Annotated in this window: 23 protein-coding genes; 6 read left to right on the forward strand and 17 right to left on the reverse strand. The window is 38.1% G+C overall.

The window, feature by feature from the left end:
- Nucleotides 1-49: 49 nt before the first annotated feature.
- The 3 genes from DBR40_RS16335 to DBR40_RS16345 all read right to left on the reverse strand — a co-directional run bounded on the left by DBR40_RS16335 (nt 50) and on the right by DBR40_RS16345 (nt 2,009).
- Nucleotides 50-844 carry a Fic family protein gene (locus DBR40_RS16335; RefSeq protein WP_124560807.1) on the reverse strand — a complete coding sequence of 265 codons (795 nt, stop codon included), beginning with the start codon at nt 842-844 and terminating at the stop codon, nt 50-52.
- A 268-nt stretch (nt 845-1,112) separates the two neighbouring features.
- Complete coding sequence (locus DBR40_RS16340; protein WP_124560808.1) at nt 1,113-1,700, reverse strand: porin family protein; 588 nt, start codon at nt 1,698-1,700, stop codon at nt 1,113-1,115.
- Nucleotides 1,701-1,712: 12 nt separating this feature from the next.
- Nucleotides 1,713-2,009 (reverse strand): hypothetical protein, encoded by a 297-nt coding sequence (locus DBR40_RS16345; protein WP_124560809.1) that lies wholly within the window; start codon nt 2,007-2,009, stop codon nt 1,713-1,715.
- 154 nt (nt 2,010-2,163) lie between these two features.
- Between DBR40_RS16345 and DBR40_RS16350 the strand changes: the two genes are divergently transcribed.
- The gene (locus DBR40_RS16350; RefSeq protein ID WP_124560810.1) at nt 2,164-3,312 is read left to right on the forward strand and encodes a tetratricopeptide repeat protein; all 1,149 of its coding nucleotides are present in this window, start codon (nt 2,164-2,166) and stop codon (nt 3,310-3,312) included.
- Here DBR40_RS16350 and DBR40_RS16355 read toward each other — a convergent pair.
- From DBR40_RS16355 to DBR40_RS16385, 7 genes are all read right to left on the reverse strand, one after another.
- Nucleotides 3,309-3,770 (reverse strand): DUF4268 domain-containing protein, encoded by a 462-nt coding sequence (locus tag DBR40_RS16355; RefSeq protein WP_124560811.1) that lies wholly within the window; start codon nt 3,768-3,770, stop codon nt 3,309-3,311. The genes DBR40_RS16350 and DBR40_RS16355 overlap by 4 nt on opposite strands.
- Before the next feature lie 167 nt (nt 3,771-3,937).
- Complete coding sequence (locus tag DBR40_RS16360; RefSeq protein ID WP_124560812.1) at nt 3,938-6,589, reverse strand: glycoside hydrolase family 78 protein; 2,652 nt, start codon at nt 6,587-6,589, stop codon at nt 3,938-3,940.
- A gap of 136 nt (nt 6,590-6,725) precedes the next feature.
- Nucleotides 6,726-7,424 (reverse strand): hypothetical protein, encoded by a 699-nt coding sequence (locus DBR40_RS16365; protein ID WP_124560813.1) that lies wholly within the window; start codon nt 7,422-7,424, stop codon nt 6,726-6,728.
- A 16-nt stretch (nt 7,425-7,440) separates the two neighbouring features.
- Entirely contained in the window at nt 7,441-8,025 is a 585-nt protein-coding gene (locus tag DBR40_RS16370) for a riboflavin synthase (protein WP_124560814.1), read from the reverse strand.
- A gap of 130 nt (nt 8,026-8,155) precedes the next feature.
- Nucleotides 8,156-9,667 (reverse strand): acetyl-CoA carboxylase biotin carboxylase subunit, encoded by a 1,512-nt coding sequence (accC, locus tag DBR40_RS16375; protein WP_124560815.1) that lies wholly within the window; start codon nt 9,665-9,667, stop codon nt 8,156-8,158.
- Nucleotides 9,668-9,673: 6 nt separating this feature from the next.
- Nucleotides 9,674-10,456, reverse strand: a complete 783-nt coding sequence (locus tag DBR40_RS16380; RefSeq protein ID WP_124560816.1) for a hypothetical protein — start codon at nt 10,454-10,456, stop codon at nt 9,674-9,676.
- A 47-nt stretch (nt 10,457-10,503) separates the two neighbouring features.
- A complete protein-coding gene (locus tag DBR40_RS16385) occupies nt 10,504-11,526 on the reverse strand; it encodes a threonine aldolase family protein (protein WP_124560817.1) in 1,023 nt (340 codons plus the stop codon).
- A gap of 221 nt (nt 11,527-11,747) precedes the next feature.
- Between DBR40_RS16385 and DBR40_RS16390 the strand changes: the two genes are divergently transcribed.
- Complete coding sequence (locus DBR40_RS16390) at nt 11,748-12,608, forward strand: N-acetylglucosamine kinase (protein WP_124560818.1); 861 nt, start codon at nt 11,748-11,750, stop codon at nt 12,606-12,608.
- 168 nt (nt 12,609-12,776) lie between these two features.
- Here DBR40_RS16390 and DBR40_RS16395 read toward each other — a convergent pair whose 3' ends face one another.
- The gene (locus tag DBR40_RS16395; RefSeq protein ID WP_052266252.1) at nt 12,777-13,466 is read right to left on the reverse strand and encodes an NUDIX hydrolase; all 690 of its coding nucleotides are present in this window, start codon (nt 13,464-13,466) and stop codon (nt 12,777-12,779) included.
- Between the two features lie 112 nt (nt 13,467-13,578).
- Between DBR40_RS16395 and pfkA the strand changes: the two genes are divergently transcribed.
- From pfkA to gap, 3 genes are read left to right on the forward strand one after another with little or no spacing between them, the layout of a single operon-like run.
- Nucleotides 13,579-14,565, forward strand: a complete 987-nt coding sequence (pfkA, locus tag DBR40_RS16400; RefSeq protein WP_124560819.1) for a 6-phosphofructokinase — start codon at nt 13,579-13,581, stop codon at nt 14,563-14,565.
- Between the two features lies 1 nt (nt 14,566).
- Entirely contained in the window at nt 14,567-15,409 is an 843-nt protein-coding gene (locus DBR40_RS16405; RefSeq protein ID WP_124560820.1) for a hypothetical protein, read from the forward strand.
- 8 nt (nt 15,410-15,417) lie between these two features.
- The gene (gene gap / locus DBR40_RS16410) at nt 15,418-16,416 is read left to right on the forward strand and encodes a type I glyceraldehyde-3-phosphate dehydrogenase (RefSeq protein WP_124560821.1); all 999 of its coding nucleotides are present in this window, start codon (nt 15,418-15,420) and stop codon (nt 16,414-16,416) included.
- Between the two features lie 1,180 nt (nt 16,417-17,596).
- On the opposite strand, the gene DBR40_RS16415 is transcribed toward gap, so the two are convergent.
- The 4 genes from DBR40_RS16415 to DBR40_RS16430 all read right to left on the reverse strand — a co-directional run bounded on the left by DBR40_RS16415 (nt 17,597) and on the right by DBR40_RS16430 (nt 20,850).
- Nucleotides 17,597-18,271 (reverse strand): WG repeat-containing protein, encoded by a 675-nt coding sequence (locus DBR40_RS16415; protein WP_124560822.1) that lies wholly within the window; start codon nt 18,269-18,271, stop codon nt 17,597-17,599.
- A 298-nt stretch (nt 18,272-18,569) separates the two neighbouring features.
- The gene (locus tag DBR40_RS16420; protein WP_124560823.1) at nt 18,570-19,451 is read right to left on the reverse strand and encodes a hypothetical protein; all 882 of its coding nucleotides are present in this window, start codon (nt 19,449-19,451) and stop codon (nt 18,570-18,572) included.
- A gap of 20 nt (nt 19,452-19,471) precedes the next feature.
- Nucleotides 19,472-19,960, reverse strand: coding sequence for a hypothetical protein (locus DBR40_RS16425; RefSeq protein WP_148090180.1), 489 nt, complete (start codon nt 19,958-19,960; stop codon nt 19,472-19,474).
- 140 nt (nt 19,961-20,100) lie between these two features.
- The gene (locus DBR40_RS16430; RefSeq protein WP_124560825.1) at nt 20,101-20,850 is read right to left on the reverse strand and encodes a DeoR/GlpR family DNA-binding transcription regulator; all 750 of its coding nucleotides are present in this window, start codon (nt 20,848-20,850) and stop codon (nt 20,101-20,103) included.
- A 96-nt stretch (nt 20,851-20,946) separates the two neighbouring features.
- Here DBR40_RS16430 and DBR40_RS16435 point away from each other — a divergent pair, with 96 nt between their 5' ends.
- Complete coding sequence (locus tag DBR40_RS16435) at nt 20,947-21,507, forward strand: 5' nucleotidase, NT5C type (RefSeq protein WP_124560826.1); 561 nt, start codon at nt 20,947-20,949, stop codon at nt 21,505-21,507.
- A gap of 197 nt (nt 21,508-21,704) precedes the next feature.
- Here DBR40_RS16435 and DBR40_RS16440 read toward each other — a convergent pair whose 3' ends face one another.
- Together DBR40_RS16440 and DBR40_RS16445 are read right to left on the reverse strand one after the other, a co-directional pair.
- Nucleotides 21,705-22,658: a hypothetical protein gene (locus DBR40_RS16440; protein ID WP_124560827.1), complete on the reverse strand. Its 954-nt coding sequence runs from the start codon at nt 22,656-22,658 to the stop codon at nt 21,705-21,707.
- Between the two features lie 372 nt (nt 22,659-23,030).
- A complete protein-coding gene (locus DBR40_RS16445; RefSeq protein WP_158674065.1) occupies nt 23,031-23,606 on the reverse strand; it encodes a Crp/Fnr family transcriptional regulator in 576 nt (191 codons plus the stop codon).
- Nucleotides 23,607-23,756 lie beyond the last annotated feature (150 nt).

A 23,756-nucleotide genomic window follows, 5' to 3' on the forward strand; every position in this document is an offset into this window, starting at 1 on the left:
GGTTAAATATATAGTCAGATAGTGACACTATCTTCTGTATAAATTAGATTTAAAACAGCAGATGAAAGCCTTTACCTTGTTTTGGTTTGGTAGTTTCCTCAAACTTTTTAATTTCATCTTTCAAAAGCAAAGTATATTCCCTGCTCATGAAATCCCTGAAAATATTGATATCTTCTTTTGCTCTGGTTTCTTTTAAAGCTTCTATATAATCAACTTTTGATTGCTGGTGAACAATGGCAAGAGGTAACTTGTAATAGGCCTGTATATAATTCATGAGCAGCCTCGAAGTCCGTCCGTTGCCATCGTAGAATGGATGTATACTAACCAGGTTATAGTGTGCATCAAATGATAATTGAATCTGCTCTGATACTGACAAATCAGCCTGCATTGCTTTATAGATTACATCAGCAAGGTTTTCAGTAAGGTAAACAACTTTATCATAATTTGGAAAGTAGGTGCCTCCAGCAGTAACATTTCCTTTTCTAAACTCTCCCTTTGTTGCATCAACAGTGCCAAAAATGGTATTATAAACCAACCCTGTATTGCGAATAAGCATCGCATTTAACTCCTGAATGAATGATACTGTAACCGGCCTTTTATTATTGGCTTCTTTTAATGCAAATTGCAGGGCAGAAAAGTGATCGGTAACCATTAAACTATGCGTAAGGGGCTTCCCTTTTGGAGTTAATCCCTCGTCTATCAAAACCTGGGTTTCAACTTCCGTTAGTGTAGAGCCCTCCAAAACAGTAGAATGGTGGACTATTGAAATATTGTTGAATTTCTCATGGTCTATAACCTTAGCTATATCCAAAGCTTTGTACCTTTCAATTAACCTTAAGTCCATTTCTTTAAATTTTAGCGGCCTTTTCTGTATTTAATATAACAAATATATCCTTTAAATATCAAGCTTTATGAATTAAATTTCGGTAATAATTAAAGTTTCCTCATTCATGCCCTGAGCTCACTATTAATGCCCGATTGAAATAACAAAAGGCAGATGATTCTAAATTCGACCTGCCTTTTGTATAATTGTTAACATTATTCCGGACTTCCTCCCGGCCATTAGCCGAGCCTTTCAGCATCGCATTTCTATAGCGACTGAAATCATTTATCTACAAAATCCTGTACCCTAAGCCAACTGTAAATAAGTTTAACTTAGTACCCGGATAGCCCGATTTGTTGATTTTAGACAAGCCAAGTTCATAACGCGCATCGAAACTTAACTTTTTAAGGTCTAAACCTGCTCCAAACTGCCATGCCACAGCCTGATTTTTAAAATCGGCTTTGAAAACGCTACCAGCTGCCTGACTAAAGCTTTGGTTTTCATCTAAAATTAACGAAAACATAGGTCCGGTGTTTAAACGTAAACCTACTCCTGCAGCACCAAACTTGGTACCTACCAGTAAAGGCACATCTAAACTTGTAAAGGTTACTTTATTTACCTCGCCCGCATTGCTTACCAAATTTGTTTTCTTGCCAGAAACGTAGAGTTCTGGTTGAAAGTAAATGCCGGCAGCTCCTACCCTGGCCCATAGCCCACCGTAAAAACCTGCACGGTTTTCACTGTTAAAAGTGTTTTCACTATCAAATTTCGAAAAATTTGCACCAGCTTTAATGCCCAGCTGGAATGAAGGTAATACTTGTGCACTGGCTAACAGGCCAACAAGTAAGAAAGCAACGGTTAAAGATAAAAATTTCATATGCGATTAAATTTAGCTGGTGGCATTGTTTATGGCTTCCTGTTCTTTTAAGGCATCCACATTGTTTTTATCACCAAAGGTTTGTGTTTTACCTGCAAAGTAATCTAAAATTCCCGAAATAGTATCTAAGTTATCACCTAAATTTTGGTGAATATCGGGTAAATCTTTTTCCAGACGGCTATCGCCAAGTTCGATGTTATCTACTTCAATTTTACCGATTTTTTGAATAAGGGCCTGCTGAGAATTTTGTAGATCTTCCAATTCACGCACAATCTTTTCCATTAATTCAAACTTCTTTAAAGTGTTCATAGGTTCTTATTTTAGTTAAACTATTCCTTATAAACCCCTTAAGGTTTATTTTGTTTTTATTTAAGGTTTTCGGCAGCGATAAATATGCTCATGTTTAAAAACAAATTTGGAATTAACAAAAACAACTAATAAATTAGTTTTATAATTCCTTATTATGAGACAGCTGTTTATATCATTTGTATTATTCTGTTTTGCTAATGCAGCGTACAGTCAAAATGTAGTGGTAGATAAAGAAAAACTTTTCGATTTTTACCAAACCCAGCGCTATGCCGACGCGGCACAATACCTGAAAGAGGTTTATGGCGAAAATGTGAACGACATTAAAGTACTTAGCCAAATGGGTTATTGCTTTTTAATGGCCGGGAATAATGTAGAAGCCGAAAAATTTTACAGTAAAGCTTATACCCTTCAGCCGCAAAGCCTCCCTATCCTGTTTAGTTTAGGCAGCATTAATGCCAAACGCGGCAATACCGAAAAGGCCCGGTTATATTATGGTGAAATCGCAAAAATAGACAGCAATAATTTTAATGTGTATAAACTACTGGCCAATCTCTATAACATTCCTACCGATTCGCTTAAGCTGTTATATTTATTAAAAGCCAATAAAATTAACCCTACAGAAGGCGATGTTGCCATAGACCTCGCCAACATTTATTCCGTAAAACAGGATCACGAAAAAGCCTACCAGGTACTCGATATTGCCAGCAAAGCCGATACTGATAACCTGATTTTACAAAAAGAGAAACTTCCGGTTGCCAACCAGTTAAAGAAATACAATGAAGTAATTGGCTCGGGCGAAAAACTATTAAAAGACGGAGCCGATGCCGGCGTGGTAAAAGATGTGGCAAAAGCTTACTATTACACCAAAAAATACCAGAAAGCGATTGATCTGTTTAAAATGCTGGAGAAAGTGGCTATGCAAAACGAAGCGACTTTGTATTATACCGCATTGAGTTACCGGGCTTTGAAAAATTATCCACAAGCTGCCATTTACACAAAAAAAACGATAGATGAGGCGATTTCGCCCAATACATCGAGCTATTATTCGTTGCTGGGACTGGTTTACGAAGAAAATAATCAGCTTAGCCTGGCTAACGCGGCTTACAAAAAAGGCCTGCAGTTTAATGCCACTTCTACCCTCTATTACCGCCTCGCTGTATTTTACGACACCAGACTAAAAAATGCGGAAAATGCTTTAAAGTACTATAATCTGTACCTTAAGAGCAAGCCCAATGTAACAGATGATAAGGAAGAAATTAAGTTTGCAAAAGACAGGGTAGCACAACTGAACCTGGCCGATTAAACCAGGTTTTCGAATACAGGCTTTACATTGTCCCAAAAATCATCGAGTGCAATAATTCGGGGCTTGAAAAAGGAAATCAGTTCAGGCCAGTGCTGTTGGTTAAAAATACTTACACCACTAATGGATATCGAAATCAGGCTTACAGTTTTACCAAAATCATCGGTTGCATCCTTAATCCATTCCCACTCTTCGCCTACCTGATTGCTAAACATAAGCTTAAACTCTTCGAACTGCTCAAATATTAAATGCCTGATATCTGCATCGGGATGTGACAGCTGGATGCTAATAAAAGCCTTTTTTTTATCGACATCCATTTTAAAGAAGATATTTTTAACTCCTGTTTTGTAATTGGTCCAGTTTACGGTTGATCCGCTAGCCGAGGGCACGGGTTTCATGTATTGCCCGAAACTAATCCAAAACTGTTGACGTAACCTCGCTGATTCTTCTTTACTGTACATTTATTTTTTAAGTCATCGGTTAAGGAAGCGAATCATTTAGATCTGTCACGTTGAACCTGTCGAAACGCTTTAGCCTACAAGTAAACTATAGTCCTTCGACAGGCTCAGGATGACAAAACAAAATAAATGGTACAGCCTCCTTTTAACCGTGCTGCAATATTAAGCGATTAATATTTGGTTTCAAAATGATAGCTTCCCGATCCGATTTCTTCTTTTTTGTCGGTTTTCGGTAATACCACCGTAGCTGTGGCATTGGCAGGCACCACTACATCAAGCTTAAAAACACCATCGCTTAAAATCCATGAAGACTTTACAGTTCCGTAAACCGTTTCGAGTTCAGCTGATGCGCTGGTTAAATTACCTCCAGGCCTAGGCGCAATTAAAATTGCTTTGTAACCTGGCTGGGCTACAACCGGATTAATACCCGTAATATTTTTGTACATCCAATCGCCAATTGCGCCATAAGCATAGTGGTTAAAAGAATTCATATCGGCCGTTTGGAAAGAACCATCTTGTTTAATACCATCCCAACGTTCCCAAATGGTAGTAGCGCCCATTTTAACAGGGTAAAGCCACGATGGATATTTTTCCTGCATCAACAAATCGTAGGCTACATTTTCGTGCCCGAAGCGGCTTAATACATGGCAGAGATATGGTGTACCCAAAAAACCGGTGGTAAGGTGGTTACCATAATCACGCACATTATCTACCAGGCGTTGTGCAGCTTGCGCACGCAGGTTTTCGGGCAGCATATCAAATTGCAACGCCAAAACGTAAGCCGTTTGTGTATTCGAGATCAGTTTACCATTAGCGGTCATATTTTCGGCCAGGTAGGCTGCTTTTATCTTAGCCAGCAAATCGCTGTATTTCGTTACATCGTCTGTTTTACCTAAAACTTTTGCGGCATTAATGAGCAATTGTGTAGAGTGGGCATAAAATGTTTGCGCAATCATGTACTTATCGGTTACGGCGGCACGACCATCGTTATCATCGTTAGGACGGTAAAATAACCAGTCTCCAAAGTGGAAACCACTGTTCCACAAATTATTTTTAGCTACTGATGAAATATAATCGACCCATTTTTTCATGCTTCCATACTGTGTTTCGAGCAAACCTTTATCTGCGTAAACAACATACAGATCCCAGGGAATGATGGTAGCCACATCTGCCCAGCCCGCCGAACCCGCATCGGTGCTGTTGAGTACATTGGGCACCACAAAAGGTACACTGCCACTCGGCAACTGATCGGCAGCTACATCTTTTAACCATTTGGTAAAAAAGCCTGAAACATCCATGTTGTAAGCCGCAGTATTGGCAAAAGCCTGGGCATCGCCCGTCCAGCCGAGGCGTTCGTCGCGTTGCGGACAATCGGTAGGTACATCTACAAAGTTCCCTTTCTGTCCCCAGCTGATGTTATGCTGCAACTGATTTAACAAAGGGTTAGAGGTGCTAAACTTACCGCTGGTTTGCATATCTGAGTAAACCGCAACAGCCGTCAAATCGTCAAGCTTTAACTCGCCGGGATAGCCATCTATTTTAGCATACCTAAAACCCTGAAAAGTGAAATGTGGCTCAAAAACCTGTTCATCGCCACCCTTTAAAGTATAATTATTTTGTTGTTTGGCTGTACGCAGATTAGTGGTATAAAAATTACCTGCTTTGGTTAAAACTTCGGCATGGCTAATGGTAATTTTAGTGCCTGCAGGCCCTTTGGCTTTCAGCATTACCCAACCTACCAGATTCTGTCCAAAATCTACAACGGTTTCGCCAAGTGGCGTTTTAAAAATCTTTAGGGCTTTAAATTCTTCGTGTTTGGTTACCTGTGGCCCGCTCATGCCTACCAGTTTTTCTGGTCCGTTTTCGAGCGTGCGCACAGGCTTCCAGTCTGCCGTTTCTTTATAGCCGATATTGTTCCAGCCTGCAATCTCTAACCTGGCATCGTAATTTTCGCCATCATAAATATTTGCAGCGCGTATTGGTCCGTAATTGCTTTTCCAGCTATTATCGGTAACAATGGTTTCTTTGGTTCCATCGGTATACACTACATCTAGCTGTAGCAATAGTGCCCGTGTATCGCCGTAGAATTGTTTTTGCCAGCCAAAGCCAATACGGCCTTTGTACCAGCCATCACCCAATGATACACCAATTACGTTGGCACCTTTCTTAAGTGATGTGCCGAGCTCGTAAGCCTGGTATTGAATATGATTTTTGTAGCTCGTCCAACCGGGGGCGAAATAAGCATTACTGATGCGCTTACCATTTAGCTCGGCCTGATATAGACCCTTTGCGGTAATGTAGGCCATTGCCGAGCGGACATCTTTTTTCAGGTTGATTTCTTTTCTGAACATGGGGCTGGCCAGAGCGGTATCTTTTCCATCAACAGCGATCCATTTGGCACTCCAGTCTTCGGGTTTTAAACCGGTTTGAAAGTACTGAACCGGAGACCAGGCCGAAGTATTACCATGGTTATCTTTTACCCTAACCTGCCAGTAATACCTGGTTTTGGATGATAATTGTGGTCCATCGTAACTAACCAACACCGATTGATCATTGCTTACATTTGCTTTCCACAACGCTTTATTCTCGATTGTGGCTGAGGTTCCCAATCTGATTTCGTAATTATTTTGTTTGGTGCCTTTAATTGCAGATACCAGTTTCCAGCTAAAGCGTGGTTTGGGATTATCTATACTAAAAGGATTTACTAAATGCTCAACGGTTAAATCCTTTACAGAAATTTTCTGCGCTACTGCGTGAGTAACGATCGAGAATAGCAATGCGAGAGTACATAGTGCGCCCGGCGCGCGTAAGATTTTGTTCATAAATGGTTAGTGTTAGGTTTTTTGTGTTTCACAGTAATAATCAGCAATATTATCCGCTCAACTATCCTGCACTGTTATGAAAAGTTAAGCGTTACAGCAACGTTAAAAAATACACAAAATACTCATAAACAAATAATTAATCATCGATCCAATCTAATTGCTCATCGATGGAAATTATATCCTGAAATTTCATTTTCTTAAATGATTCTGTAAAAACAGTTTCTGAAAATTCTTCGTACTTACCTGAATCAGGATTTATTTTATTGTAGGAAACGTAAATTTTGATAAAATCTGAATCCTTGAAAACAGGATTATTTTGATCAAGGGTAATTTTACTTTTAAAAATAAAGAAACGTTGTGCGTTTACACCAAGAAAGTAATTGTTGAAATATTGTGTATTATAATACCTATTTCCATAAGGTGGCGATAAATATTCGGGTACTTTCTCATAAAGCACAGATAAGTTGGAGTCAAACTTAACGTCATCTAAATAAACCTCAACTTTTTCCAGCCTAAAATTAAGCTCCATTTCGGTTAGTTTTTCTAAATGAAACTCGATCCAATAATCATGTTCACTGCTTGAAAACCGCTCTATACCCATTAGCACTTTTAAAGATAAAAATGTTGAAGAGGTTGCTGACACCACGGGAGCATTGGTTGTTGCCCCTATTTTACCCAGATGCTTAATTGTACTATTTACTGCATTTATTTTATCGTATACTTTTTGAATTTCTTCCGCTTTTTTTCTTTCGATTTTAATCCCGAAATACAGTGCAATCATAAATCCAAAAAAAATGACGGCAGCAACAAGCCAAATCGTTCCAATTATTGTCATGCAGTAAATATTAAAATTACCGGCTCATCAGTCGCGCCACGTATTTGCCAATAATATCGAACTCGAGGTTTACCGTATCGCCTACATTTACTTCCTGTAAATTGGTATGTTCGAAAGTGTAAGGAATAATGAAAACAGAAAATTCGTCGGCAGCAGAATTTACCACAGTTAAGCTGATGCCATTTACACAGGCCGAACCTTTTTCTACAGTTACATTACCTGCAGATGCGTCGTATTTAAAGCGGTATTCCCAGCTTCCATCCAATTCTTCGCGCTTAACGCAAACTGCAGTTTGGTCTACATGGCCCTGAACAATGTGACCATCTAAACGAGCGTTCATTTGCATGCAGCGCTCCAGGTTTACCTTGCTGCCCACTTTTAATGCATCCAAATTGGTTTTATTCAGTGTTTCATCTATTGCTGTAACGGTATGTGTACCATCATTTAAAGCCACGACTGTTAAACACACGCCGTTGTGTGCAACGCTTTGGTCTATTTTCAGCTCATGACTAATGGTCGATGAAATGGTGAAATGGATGTTGGTATGATCGTTTTTGATGGCGGTAACTTCGCCAAGGGTTTCTATAATTCCTGTGAACATTGGTGTTTATTTTTTTCTTCGAAACGTCATTCCCGCGCAGGCGGGAACCTTAAAGCTATTGGTTTAAGATTCCCATCCGATAGCTATCGGATCAAGTTGGGAATGACGGTCAGCGCAATAGTAAAATGTATTAATATTTCAACCTGTTTTTCCTCCAGTCCGAAGTATTTTGCTTTGTTGTATCGCTAACCTGCACATCCTTTTTCTGGAACAGCCTGGCAGCAATAACCGCAGCAATTAAGGCTTCAGTTTCGTCTTGTACCTTTAAACTTTCAGGTTTAAAATATTTTGCGACAAAATGCGTATCAAAATTTCCGGTTTTAAAAGCTTCGTGCTGCATTACAAATTTACCAAAACCTAAAGTAGTTTCTATCCCCGTAATATCATATTCTTCAATTGCCCGCACCATACGCTCCATTGCTTCTTCCCTATCCTTGCCATAAGTAATCAGTTTGGCAATCATCGGGTCGTAATAAATGGGTATATCCATTCCTTGTTCAAAGCCATCATCCACCCTTACACCATTTCCCTGCGGGGTTACGTAGGTTTGAAGTTTACCAATATCAGGAAGGAAATTATTAGCCGGATCTTCTGCATAAACCCGAAGTTCGATGGCGTGCCCATTGATTTTTAGATCGTCCTGATTAAAACTTAATTTTTCGCCGCAAGCAATTTTAATCTGCTCTTTTACCAGATCGATCCCCGTAATCAGTTCGGTTACCGGATGCTCTACCTGCAAACGGGTATTCATTTCGAGGAAGAAAAAATCGAGGTTTTCATCAAGGATAAATTCAACTGTTCCGGCACCGGTATAGTTTACCGAACGAGCTACATCTACCGCACATTTCCCCATCCGCTGCCTGATTTCTTCGGTGAGCACAGATGAAGGCGCTTCTTCTACCACTTTCTGGTGACGGCGTTGCACGGAGCATTCGCGTTCAAAAAGATGAACAATATTGCCATGTGTATCGCCCAGCACCTGTATTTCGATGTGACGGGGCGAAGTAACATAACGTTCTATAAAAACCGCTCCATCGCCAAAGGCAGAGGTTGCTTCACTTACCGCCAGTTGCATCTGTTCTTCAAAATCGGCAGCTTGTTCTACAATACGCATGCCCTTACCACCACCACCGGCAGCTGCTTTGATCAAAATCGGAAAACCCACTTCAATGGCGCGCTGTTTGGCTTCGTTTACATCCTGTATGGCTTCTTCCGTGCCCGGAACCATTGGGATGTTATATTTTAATGCTGCAGCCTTTGCAGATAGTTTATTGCCCATGGTTTCCATAGCCTGCGGCGAAGGACCAACCAGAATTAAACCTGCATCGGCAACCATTTGCGCAAAACCTGCATTCTCGGATAAAAAACCATAACCCGGATGAATGGCCTGTGCACCTGTAAGTTTACAAGCCTCTATAATTTTCTCCCCTACCAGATAACTTTGATTGGAAGGCGCTGGTCCGATAAAAACCGCCTCATCGGCATAACGTACATGCAACGCATTGCGATCAGCTTCAGAAAAAACAGCAACCGTTTTAATCCCCATTTCTTTTGCTGAGCGCATAATACGTAAAGCTATTTCGCCACGGTTGGCGATTAGCAATTTGGAGATTGGAGTTATTAGTTTGGAGTTGTTAGGCATAATATTTTATTTCCACCACTTTTCAGATTCTTTTCTATTGGCTATTTTGTATGCGTCGGTGTTATTGTTACCACCATAGGCTAATCTATAACTTTCCCAACCATTCTTAAGATATTTATCGTTTACACTAAATTCAGCTGCACCAATATCAAGATCGCCTGAGTTTGGGATTCTAAAATCACCCCAGTTACATTTTTTAGCAACGTTGGTTTTATAACTCGTCCATATTCCTTCGAATGTATTATTTGAAAAACCATCGGCTACAGCATTTACAGAATCATAGAACATATTCCCTTTTGTATCTAAAACAAAATTTGTCTTTATTTTCCCTTTTAGTACACCTGAGGAAATGTTACTTTGATCTTCAAAAAACAAAATATCTGCAATGATAGTACCTTGCTTAAATTTAGGATTATCGCTTTCTTTACCGAACTGTGCACTGGTAATCTTAATTTTTCCCTGAAAGGCACATATATTATTTTTCACCTTAGTTTTTCCATAAGCAAAGTATTCATTCGGATTTTCCAAATCCTTAACAACAGAAATCAAATGAATATAAAATCGCTGATAATTATCGCCAATAAAGCCAAGAGGTTCGGGAGTTTTAATTTTTTGGTTTTTATTTTCATTTTCGAAATATAAATCAGCAATGCAATCCCTAACCCATATTTTTGAGAAATCATATTTTGCACTACGAACTAAAAAATTTGCCTGAGCACGCTCTTGTGCCTTAACCTTAGCTGAAAATACAACCAACAAAAGCATTGCCATAAACCTTATTGTCTTCATGTAGTACTTTAATATTTGATTATAAAAGGTAAAATATGAGTTTCTGCTTAAAGGTGCAAAATTATTTCAATAGCCTGATCTATCATTGCAGGAGTAAGGTCTAAATGCGTAACCAACCGCACTGTGCTTGCACTGGTGGTGTTGCAATGCAATCCTTTTTCCTTTAACTGGTGCACAATTTTCTCTGCAGTACCTTTTTCAACCTCAAAAACGACAATATTGGTTTCAACCGGCATAATCGCTTTTACATAAGCTGTACGGGCCAGGGCCACAGCTAAAGCCTTTGCATGCGCATGATCATCTTTTAACCTGGCGACATGATGATCGAGTGCATAAATACCCGCTGCAGCTAAAAAGCCTGCCTGACGCATACCGCCACCAAAAGCTTTCCTGATTTTTCGGGCTTTATTAATCATTTGTTTGGTTCCCAACAGCACCGAACCTACCGGAGCGCCTAAACCTTTTGAGAGGCACACCGAAATGCCATCAAAGTATTTACCATATGCGCTTGCATGATCGCCGGTTGCCGCTAAGGCATTAAAGATGCGGGCGCCATCTAAATGCAGCTTTAAACCTTTTATATTGCATAAATGGTGAATTGGCGCAATCTGCGATAAGGTATAGCAACTACCACCGCCTTTATTTACCGTATTTTCTAAAACCACCAAACTCGAATTGGGATAATGAATGTTGTCATCATTAATTTCAGGTTCAATGAGCTCGGGTGTTAAAATACCACGCTCGCCATGCAACAACCTTACCGATGCACCAGAGTGGAAAGCAATGCCACCAATTTCGTAACGGTAAACATGTGCAGTCTGATCACAGATTACCTCATCCATCGGCTGGGTAAAACACTTAATGGCGATCTGGTTGGTCATGGTTCCCGAAGGGCAAAATAATCCTGCTTCCATATTAAAAGCCAAAGCCAGTTTTGTCTCCAATGCATGCACCGTTTCGTCTTCACCAAAAACGTCATCTCCCACTTTTGCAGTCATCATGGCTTCCAGCATTCCGGCTGTTGGTTTGGTAACCGTATCACTTCTGAAATCTAAAAATCTGTTGTTCATTTCGCTATTCGATTGTAAAAAATTCTTGATGTTAAAAAAAAAGACCAATGCCCTTTCTGGTATAATTTTAAGGTTTTTCGGCCATTAAACGCTCTATATAGTGTATTTTTTACACACTTAATTTTCAGCAACAACAAATTGTTAAAAAATTATTAAAAAAAAGGATACAAAATATAAGACTTTTTATACTTTTATCGTGCTAAAACCAAAAATAAATAAAAATGATAGTAATTGCAGACGGCGGATCGACCAAAACAAATTGGTGTCTGATTAACGAGGCCGGCAGAAAAATTTACTTTAACACTGAAGGTTACAATCCATATTTTTCCAAAGGAGAGTACATTGTAAAGTCTTTGAATGAGACTCTTCCAGACCACTTGGAAAGAGAAAAACTAACAGCAGTTTATTATTACGGCGCGGGCTGTTCTACACCGGCAAATGTAAAAATTGTGGCCGATGCCATGCAACAGATTTTTACCAATGCTACCATTTTTGTAGGTCATGATTTACTTGCCTCTTGCAGAGCGCTTCTTGGAAACGAGCCAGGATTTGCAGCTATTTTAGGTACAGGTACAAACTCATGCCTATATGATGGAAACGAAATTACCATGAACATCGATTCTTTGGGTTATTTCCTTGGTGATGAAGGTAGCGGTTCGTACATTGGTAAACGTATTTTAAGCGATTACATGAAAGGTTACATGCCAAAAGGATTACGTGAAGCTTTTTACGATAACTACGCATTAACCAACGAAGATATTTTCGACAACATTTACAACAAGCCTTTGCCAAATCGTTTTTGTGCCAGCTTTAGTAAATTCTTATATGATTTTAAAGATAACTACGAAGATTATGCTTTCAGCACTATCGATTATGCATTTACTGCATTTTTCGAAGCTTTGGTTATCCACTATCCAAACTACAAGGACCACAAATTAAATTGCGTGGGTTCTGTAGGCTATAGTTTCCGCGATATTTTAAGTATTGTTGCCGACCGTTACGAAATGGGCGTGGGTAAAATTATCCGCTCACCTATAGATGATTTAGTACATTATCACTTAGAGCTAGCGCCTAAAGCATAGTTGGGAGTTTTCAGTTTGGAGTTGCCAGTACTGAAACACAAAGAACAAAAAACCCGGATTTGAATTTCAAATCCGGGTTTTCTTTTTTATAAATATTATTTGTGTTTTAGTATTTTCGCTTTAAGCTTTGGTCTCTCTGCTCAACGCCCTCCGCTCCTCGCTCTTTCGCTAGAACGAAATCTCCTTACCAAAAAGTTTAGCGTATTTTCGTTTATCGAAACGGTATAAAGTAGCTGCACGGTAAGAAACGCCTTTTTGTTTCTCATCCAATTCTTTCAATACACCGAAGCTTACAATCTTCTTCCTGAAATTCCGTTTATCCAATTTTTTTCCCAGAACCAGTTCATATACATGCTGTAGCTGGGTAAGCGTAAATTTTTCGGGCAAAAGTTCAAAAGCAATCGGCTGGTGTTTAATCCGGCGCTTAATTTTTTCTAAACCTTTATCGTATATCTTCTGGTGGTCGAAAGCCAGTTTAGGCAGATCGGTAATGGGCAACCAATTGGCACGTTTGGCATAAGTGCTAATCGGCCGTAACTCTTTATCGCCACCTAACCTGATCAATGCATAATAAGCCAGGGTAATTACCCTACCTTGAGGGTGCCTGTACGGATCTCCAAAAGCATAATACTGCTCCATGTAAATGCCGCGCAACCCCGTAAGTTCGTATAAAATCCGAGAGGCAGACTGATCTAAACTCTCGTCTGGACCAACAATGTTACCAGGCAAGGCCCACCAATCTTTAAACGGTTCTTCATTCCTTTCGATTAGCAGGATTTTTAACTCCTTACCATCAAATCCAAACAAAACGCAATCTATCGAGAATACAGAATCTAAATGAGGTAAAATTTGTTCCAAAGTAAAAATTAGTTATTTTAAGCAGATAAAGGTATGACTTTCAATATTAAGTAAAAAAAATAAAAAAAATTACTTAGTGTAAAAATTACACACTATATTCGTATATTATAAGATGGAGCCAAATATTAAAAATATAGCCGTATTAACTTCTGGTGGCGATGCCCCCGGAATGAATGCTGCGATCAGAGCTGTTGTTCGTACCGGAATTTACCATGGCATAAATATGTATGGTGTAATGCAAGGGTATCAGGGTTTAATTACCGACAACATAAAACCAATGGATGCCCGTTCGGTGAGTAATATACTACACCTGGGCGGAACCATATTGAAAACCGCACGCTGCTTAGAGTTTAAAACAGACGAAGGTCAGCAGATTGCGTACAACAATTTAAAGAAAAACGATATCGATGCCCTGGTGGTGATTGGTGGCGACGGAACTTTTACCGGGGCCAAGCGTTTTTCGGAAAATTTTGGTGTTAAAGTAATCGGTATTCCCGGCACAATTGATAATGATCTTGCCGGATCAGATTTTACCCTGGGTTACGATACAGCAATTAATACTGTAATTGAAGCGATAGATAAAATCAGAGATACTGCCGATGCGCACGACCGTTTGTTCTTTATTGAGGTAATGGGTCGCGATTCGGGATGTATAGCTTTAAGAAGTTCGATTGCGAGTGGTGCCGAGGCGGTATTACTACCTGAAAAGGAAACCAGTGTAAACGAACTGATCGATAAACTTGCTTTAGGTGCAGCAACTAAAAAATCATCAAGCATTGTAATTGTTGCCGAAGGGCACAAACAAGGCGGTGCTTATGATATAGCAAAAAAAGTAAAGGAAACTTTTGATCATTACGACACCAAAGTTACCATACTTGGTCACCTTCAACGCGGTGGTAGCCCGAGCAGTTTTGACCGTATTTTAGGCAGCAGGTTAGGTTTTGCCGCAGTAAATGCGTTAATTGCAGGCCAAACTGAACAAATGGTAGGCTTAAAAGGTAACGAAATTAAATTAACCAGCATTAAGGACGCTTTAACCGCGCATTCCTTTAAACTTGAACCCGATTTATTGGAAATGACCGAAGTACTTTCTATATAATATGATAGCGGTTGTTTACAGTGGATCGAAAACGGCGTTTTGGAAAATCACCCAAAATGGCCAGGTGGTGGCACATTGCAATACTACAGGCTTAAACCCATGCTTTGTTGATCCGAAAACTATTTTACAGATCCTAAACAAAAAGGTAGTCCTGGTTAACAATGCAGAGAACATAAAAAAAATTTATTTCTTTGCCGCAGGCGCCTCATCAGCTGACAGGAAAGAAGAACTGGCAAAAACCCTTTCTTCATTTTTTAAATACAGTAAAGTTGTGGTCGAAAATGATATGTTTGGCGCAGCCAAAGCGGCTTGTTATGACAAACCAGGCATTGTAGGTATGCTGGGCAGCGGTGCACACTGCGCCTATTTTGACGGGAAAAAGCCACTCAACAATAACTTTGGATTGGGTTATATATTAGGTGATGAAGGCTCTTCAAATTACTTTGGAAAAATGATACTCAGAGAATTTTTAAGCCATAAACTACCTAAAGACATTGAAACCAAATTCTTGTTAACACACAGTCTGGACCGCCCTCAAATTTTAGAACGCATTTACAATAAGCCGCAGGCGAATATTTTCTTAACTTCGTTTTTCGATTTCGTAACCCAAAACAGCAAACACGAATACATTCGTAAGCTGATTGATGAAGGATTTGAAAAATACATTGAGACCTATATTTTACCTACAGTTGAGAAATACCCAAACAAGGAGCTGCATATTGTAGGCAAAGTAGCTGCCGAGCTCGAAGATCGCTTAAGACTGGTAGCAGGCAAATACAACCTTGAAATTAAAAGCATTATTAAAGAACCAATACAGAATTTATTAAAACATTACATTAATTAACAAAAACAATGAGCAAAATTGGAATAAACGGCTTTGGCCGTATTGGCCGACTGGTTTTCAGAGCCGCATTAAAAAGAGGATTAGATATTGTAGCCATTAACGACTTAATTGATCCGGATTACATGGCTTACATGTTAAAATATGATACTACTCACGGTAAATTTGATGGCACAATTGAAGTTGTTGACGGTAACCTTGTAGTTAATGGTAAAACTATCCGTGTTACTTCAGAAAGAAACCCTGCTGACTTGAAATGGGATGCTGTAGGTGTTGAAGTGGTAATCGAATCAACCGGCTTATTCTTAACCCGTGCTGATGCTGAGAAACACATTGCCGCAGGTGCTAAAAAAGTAGTTTTCTCTGCTCCTGCTAAAGATAGCGATATCCCTACTTACGTAATGGGTGTTAACCACGATAAATTAACTGCAGATCAGACTATCGTTTCTAATGCATCATGTACTACTAACTGTTTAGCGCCAATTGCTAAAGTATTAAACGATAACTTCGGTATTGTTGAAGGTTTAATGAGCACAATCCACGCTGTAACTGCAACTCAAAAAACTGTTGATAGCCCATCAGCTAAAGACTGGAGAGGTGGCCGTGGTGGTTTCTCTAACATCATCCCTTCATCAACCGGTGCTGCTAAAGCTGTAGGTATGGTACTTCCTGAATTAAAAGGAAAATTAACTGGTATGTCTTTCCGCGTTCCTGTTGCTGATGTTTCTGTAGTAGACTTAACTGCTCGTTTAGAAAAACCAGCTACTTACGAGCAAATTAAAGCTGCAATGAAAGCTGCTTCTGAAGGCGATTTAAAAGGCGTGCTAGGTTATACTGAGGATGAAGTTGTTTCTTCTGACTTTATTGGTGATGACCACGCTTCTATTTTCGACGCAAAAGCTGGTATCTCTTTGAACGATAATTTCGTAAAAGTGGTATCTTGGTACGATAACGAGTGGGGATATTCTTCAGCATTAGCTAAATTCGTAGAATATTACGCTAGTTTATAATAAAAAATAGCGCTAAGCGCATCATTATACTACTAAAAAGGTAGCATTATTAATTTAATGCTACCTTTTTGTTTTAAACAGCATTTTCACCTATAAATTTTATTTTAAAATCAATCAAAAATTCAACTTTATTTAATTTAAAAGCAAATAATCCAGCTAAACATCTCAAAAAACACAAAAATCTATACAAAATTTCAGTAAAACATATTTTTTAGCAAAAACTAAACAAACGTTTGACTAAATCGTACTATAAATTGTCAATATTTAACAATTAGTTAACAAATTTTTGCCTTATCTTTGTGGTACGATCATTTTAAATCCTAAAAGCCTCCAGAAAAGGAACAGGAAATAAAAAATGACAAAAAAAATACTTAAAATTTTCTTAGTGTATTTTTTACACTATCAATTTTTTTACTATATTTGTATCATAATAAACGGAACGATGTTTGTTATCAATAAAAAAAGATAAATCACTTTCTGGATAAACCCCGGTTTAGAAAGAAGGTTAAAGACAAAGCCTGGCTCATAACAGGTTTATATTTGGTTAGAAAAAAGAGATACGTCTGGATGGAGTATCTCTTTTCTTTTATACGGGGTTTTTGTTCCTTACCCGCAGCGACATCAAAAACCGTGTTTACTAAGGAAATAAGATAAGAGCGCTAATTGCACGGTATACATTACAAAGGTATATCTCTTCCATCCGCGTTACAAACGAAGTCGATTAACTAAACAACCTACTTTACTCCGAATCAATAATTATAGGTTATTTTCTAAACGATATGTGCTCAGAGCTTATAATTATAGGTTATTTGCTAAACGATATATGCTCAGAGCTTATAATTATAGGTTATTTGCTAAACAATATATGCTCCGGACTTATAATTATAAGTTATTTTTTAAATGATATATGCTCCGAGCTTATAATTATAGGTTATTTGCTAAACGATATATGCTCCGAGCCTATAATTATAGGTTATTTTTTAAATGATATATGTTCTGAGCTTATAATTATAAGTTATTTGCTAAAAGATATATGTTCCAAGTACGATTGTGCGTATCCCTTTATAATTTTAAACTATTACATAGATATTAGCTTATTTATGAACTTACTAATTAGAATCTAAGTTGTTTATTAAGCATTTTTAACATTCTCAGATATCAAATATCAATATTTATTAAGTTACGGACTACCGAATATCCTAACCACAAAACCTTGTATGTTACTATAAAGCAGATTACCGCCATAATCAAAGACATCGTATGGCTCCTGTTCATCAAAATAAGGTCTTCCTTTTTGAACAAAGATTAAATCTTCGTATTTCTTTGCTGTATTATAATATGAATCATACTCAATAGGAACAATAATTTTATGATTAGCATCTACGACACCCCATTTGCCATTTTGGGCAAACCAATACTCTTCCTGATAGTTGTCGTTATATTCTAACGTACAACCTATATTTACAGCATAATTATTTAAAGCAAGCTCCTCAACCCAATCATACTGAATCGGAACCAATATTTCATTGTTTTCGTTTATAATACCCCATTTTGCCCCTTTAGCAATATAAGTTATTTCACCACCGATCTGACTTTTACAAAGGTCAATCACCAAATCTCCTAAAGCAACTTTAAATTGAGTCTCACTACAGATGCAATCGATAAAATCATACTCTGCCGGAATGATCAATTTACCATCGCCATCCAACATCCCCCATTTACCTTTATAGCAAACCATATCATTTTCTACCAAAGCCAAATCATCTTCCTCGCAATCAACAACCACCTTTCTATAGCGCAAACATTTCCCCTGAGGAGCACCATAGGTATTACTCTGAAAATATATTATCTCCATGTTGAATTACTTACTTTCAAACAAAAGCATCTTGCATTATTCTTTCTTTATCCTTTATTGTCCTCGTTTGTAACGATGATAAGTGAGACTGACGATTGTATCGCCCACACATTGCAAATGTATAGCTCTATACACTGCAATTCTTCTAGTCTTCTCATTAAAGTTGACAAAATTATAGGTAGATGGGCATTCTACAAAACCCAGCAATTTATGTTTATAAGTACCTATAAGTGACATGATCCCTAAAAAATCTAAATGATCAGCTAAACACAATATTTTTTATGATAAATTTAAACCATTAGCTATACGCTTTTAAGTCAATCTTGATGGTTTTATATTTTAGCTTCACCCCTTTACTATATTTTTCTGTAAAGTACTTGACAATAAGTATTCGACTGTCAAATAGTGATGTATCAAAAATATATTCAGGGAACAAATATTTATTATTTTTCATTCCTTTTTCAATTTCACCCTTTTTTATAGCAATCTTATAAGATTTTTGACTGTCGATATTATAGAGCGTTAATGAATTATAGCTAAATTTCGAGCCGTGATCGTAATCATAATTGGCAATAGAGACTACAAAAGGTATTCGGCTGCTGTCAGGAACATAAATGACTCCATCTATTACTTTTAATAATTTACCTGTGGCTTTGCTGTAAAGATAATAGTTGTCAGGATCGCAACAACCTGAGATAACTCTGTTTGTGTAAAGGAAAGTCGTTTTAAATTCTTTAAAACCGGTATGACCAAGTCGATTAGTAAGCTGTACTAATCCATCACCCAAAGTGAAAATGATTCTTTTTGTCCTGTTCTTACCTTCGAATGTTATCCAGGAAGAATCGCAATTATAACTCCAGTATAGTTTTGACCCATTGGTTAAAGTTTTAGGTTCACAAGAAATAATATGAGACAATATCGAATCCTTTTCGCAGTTACAGTTTAGATTAGCCTTTCCTGAGCTTACTTTAACTTTTTGGGGCTGCTTATTAATGCAGCCCGATATTATTAAAAATAGCGTTAATATATTTAAGCAGCGCTTCATGATTAAAGTACAGGGCGTTAATATTCTTATATCTAATTTAAATGCAGCAAATCCTTTATTGTCCTCGTTTGTAACGAAGATAAGTGAGACTGGCAGTTGTATCGCCCACACATTACAAACGTATAGCTCTTCCATCCGCGTTTCAAACACGGACCTCAATAAAGGGATTTCCTTTTTCTATCAATCAATTGTACATTAATCAACTTTTTAACTGTAAACTTCGCTTTATTAGTACCTAAATGCCCATAACCGTGTTCATTCCCAACTTCATATTCTCCTATGGCATCAATTATTAAATATTTTTGCCAGTATTTATCCTGTACATCTTTAAGTAGTTTTTCAAATTTAGGGTAAATAACTAAGCTCTCTGGTATTTCCAGTTCTACACGTAAATCTATACAATTTTTATCTCTTGATGTCAAAGCCCAGTACTCTTCTACCCCTCTGTAAATTGCGCTGGTATAAACAAGCTCTTTTTCCATTTTAGGCAGCTCGCAGAAGTTCGTGAATTCATATTCTGAAATCACCATAGGCGGGAGTAAAACTTGTTTTGTTTTACAACTCAAAAACAGAGGAAATACAAAATACAACAGTTTCGTTTTCTTGATATTGCCAAACACATACAGAACATTCTTAATCGCCATTTTTTCTCCCGCAGATTTAAGGTGATACACTCTTTATTGTCCTCGTTTGCAACGAGGATAAGTGAGACTGGCGATTGTATCGCCACACATTACAAATGTATAGCTCTTTCATCCGCGTTACAAACGCGGACGATGACTAACTACACCACCTCAATCCCCAAATGCCTGTAGGCATCCAAAGCAGCATTAGCTGGCTCGGTTTCAGTTATAATTACATCAACATCGGTAACAGGACATACATAATAAGGCTCTACGGTATTAATCTTTTCGAGGGCCGAAAGTGCAATGGTTTTCTGCGCCTGGTTAATCATGGTATTGTTTAGCTGTGCATCTTCATATATGATAGAGGTAATCCCCATGCTATGGTGTAAACTGCAAATTCCGAGCATGCAAATATCAGCACGTATTTTCCTGAAGGTATCGATGGTTTCCTGCCCCATAGTCGTAAATGCAGTTTTATGCAATTTTCCTCCCGCAAATATTACTTCGGCACAGGGGTGATCTTCTAAAATATTGGCCACCGGAAAACTATTGGTAATAATGGTAATTTTTAAATCTTTTGGCAAAGCGGCTGCCAGCGCTACAACTGAGGTACCACCATCAAAAAAAACTACCTGACCATCTTTTAAAAATTGTAAAGCTTTGGCTGCAATGATTTGCTTGTGCTGTTGATTGTACTTTTCCCTTTCTCTGTAATGCTGCGGAATAGGCGAGCGTGCAATTGCCCCTCCCCGCACCGCCCTGAGCAAACCTTGTGTATCGAGTTCTTTAATGTCGCGCCTTACTGTATCTTCTGATACCTTGAGCAAACTACTCAGCTGATCCAGGCGTACTTTATTGTCTTTTTCAAGCGTATCGATAATAATCTGTAAGCGTTCTTCTTTTACCATATTACTGCAATATACTGCAAATATAAAATTTTAAAGCGAAACAAATTTGCAATATATTGCAATATTTAATATTTTTGTTGCAAAATATAGCAAACCATGAAAAGAACAATAGGCATTGATATGGATGGCGTACTCGCCGATATAGAAGACCACATATTACAATCGTATGCGGCACAAACTGGTATTGTACTTACCAGGGATGATATAAAAGGTAAATCGGAAGAAGAACTTTTCCCCGACAGGGAAACGGTAATGCAAATTTGCAATAAAGCGGGCTTTTTCAGAAACCTGCCCCTGATGGATGGCGCCGTTGAAACTGTAAAAAAACTAATGGAAGATTATGAAGTGTATATCGTTTCGGCCGCAATGGAATTCCCTTTATCGTTGTTTGAAAAACGCGAATGGCTCACCGAACACTTCCCTTTTATTAGCTGGAGAAACATTATCTTTTGTGGTGATAAAAGCATTATCGACACCGATTATTTAATAGACGATCATTGCAAAAACCTAGATTTCTGCAAAGGGAAAGCACTTATGTTTACTGCATTTCATAATGTAGAGAAAGATCACCACCAACGGATAAACCATTGGAACGAAGTACCCGGGCTATTAAAAAAACTGGAAGAAGAGCAATTAGAAAGCCTTGCGATTGCGTAAAGATCTAAACCATAACAAAAAAGGATGTAACCACTGGCTACATCCCCTATCTAAATTAACGCTCTCAACTTATGAAGTTGATATAAGGCTCTCACCCCTTATGCTTACAATATTACGGCAGAAAGATTAAGATTTCATGAAGAAATACTTTTTTCTTTGATAATTCTCAAAAGAAATGAAGCAAGCAACTAGTGTGGTTATTTTTCTGAATTTTCTTTAATATGCATCAAAACCCTGGTGTGTATTTTATGAATAATGTAATTGCTCCAGAGCTGCCAGTAAAAAACCGGCTTAATGTTATGATAATACCAGGTTGTACCAGCCAAAAGTGTTCTACCATTTGGCAGTGCGGTTAACTTAAATTGGCCACGTTTAGATACGAAATAATCGTGCAGATGGGGAGCATCAATATCCCAAAAACTGATTTCTTTCATCGGCGCAGGCTGTTCCAGCACATCGAACTTTAAAAGCTTTGGTTTATCCCAAACAGTTACAGGTTCTACAAAACTACCAGTAGTAAAATTACAATGTCGCACTGCACCAACCCCGGCACCATCTATCCGGGCATTAATGGGATAGGCAATGCCTGTTTTAAAGAGAAACTCTTTAGGCGCTTTAAGCTGTGGAAAAGCAATTACATTTTCCCAAACTTTTTCTGGACTGGAATTTATTTCTATCGTAGTTACTACAGCGGTAAGTTCGGGTGCGCTTCGTTTTTCTATAAACGCAGTGGTGGGGATCATTAAAATATACAATGCCATAACAGTTGGAGCATTACCGGCTTTCTTTTCTACCATTGAATGAGCAAGTTTACTACCCAGCCAGGTAAGCAGCAAAGCAAATGGAGCTGCCATAAAAATACAGATAATGCCCTCTATGGCAAATACCAGCAGCACAGCAGTAAAAATAGCCAGGGTAGTAAAACCAAGCTTAACTGCCTGTTTCTGGCTTATTTCATTCTTTCGGCCATAAAGTAAGGTGGCTCCCCCTCCGATAAAAACCGGGGTAAATATAAATAATGCGATCCCGTATACACCAATGCCATAAATACCTACCAGCGTTAATACAGCGGCAATGATAACGGTATAAGCTATTGCAGCCCATTTTTGCTTAATGGGACTAGCAGGGAGTAACTGATCTAATATTTTCATGACGGGCGTTTATCGGATAATGCTCAGTACTAAAACTAAACAGGGGCAATTTAATGATATTATGGAAAGAAGTAATGAGTCCTTCCCGAAATCAATGTAAATATTAATCGCCAAGGCACAATAGAAATTCGGGACCAGCTGAAACAAAATAAGCCTCTCTTAAAAGAGAGGCTTATGAGTGTAATCTAAATCGTCCCGTTGATTTAATTTTTACTTACCCAAATATAGCCAGAATTCTTACACATTCAACCCTTGATACTATCTTGTACAGCAATTTGTAAAATGTGTATAATGCTATGTAAACATAAAGTATCAAACACAATAAAATACCGTAACTTATTATGAATTAACAGGAAACAGGTAGTTAAAAACTTAAACCAGTTCTTTAACTAATCTGCTGCGTATACGGCTCAACGTTTCTAAACGCATACCCAGGTAGCTAGCCACACAGCGTAGGGGAACTTTGTTAATCTCGAAAACGTTTAGTTCCAGAAATTTTTCATAACGCCGCTCTGCTGAAGGGATACGCGCTAATATTGCACGTTCGGAAGCTGCATAATACTGAAGGGCCAGAATCTTTCTGCCAATAATATTGGTTTCGATATGGCTTTCGTATAACTTATTGATAAAAGCATTTGACATGGCTACAACTTCTGTTTTTTCTAATGCCTGCAGGTACTCAATAGAAGGTTGTTGATTCTGCTCATCAGGATGCTGAATAGCACCAATAAACTCATTCCCCAAGCTTACCCAGGTAGTAATTTCTTTACCTTCATCTTTAACAAATCCCCTAACCAACCCAGAGGCTACAAAAAACACATAATCATTATTATCAATTGGCGACAGGATATATTTATTCTTTTTGATCAAAATTGGTTCAGCATGCTTTTTCACTTCCTGAATAAAACCCGGGGTTACCGGATTTAAATTGCTGAGGTAATTTAACATGTTATTTATCAAAAATACTTTGCGTGTTTCGAGCATATAATTACTGGAATAGACTTTAGACCTCTAATTATAGCGAATTAAACTAAACGACAAAAATAAACTACATTGGAGCGTCGGATTTACTGATTAAAATCAACAACTAAGCTTAAT

The sequence above is a fragment of the Pedobacter sp. KBW01 genome, assembly GCF_003852395.1.
Lineage (GTDB): Bacteria > Bacteroidota > Bacteroidia > Sphingobacteriales > Sphingobacteriaceae > Pedobacter.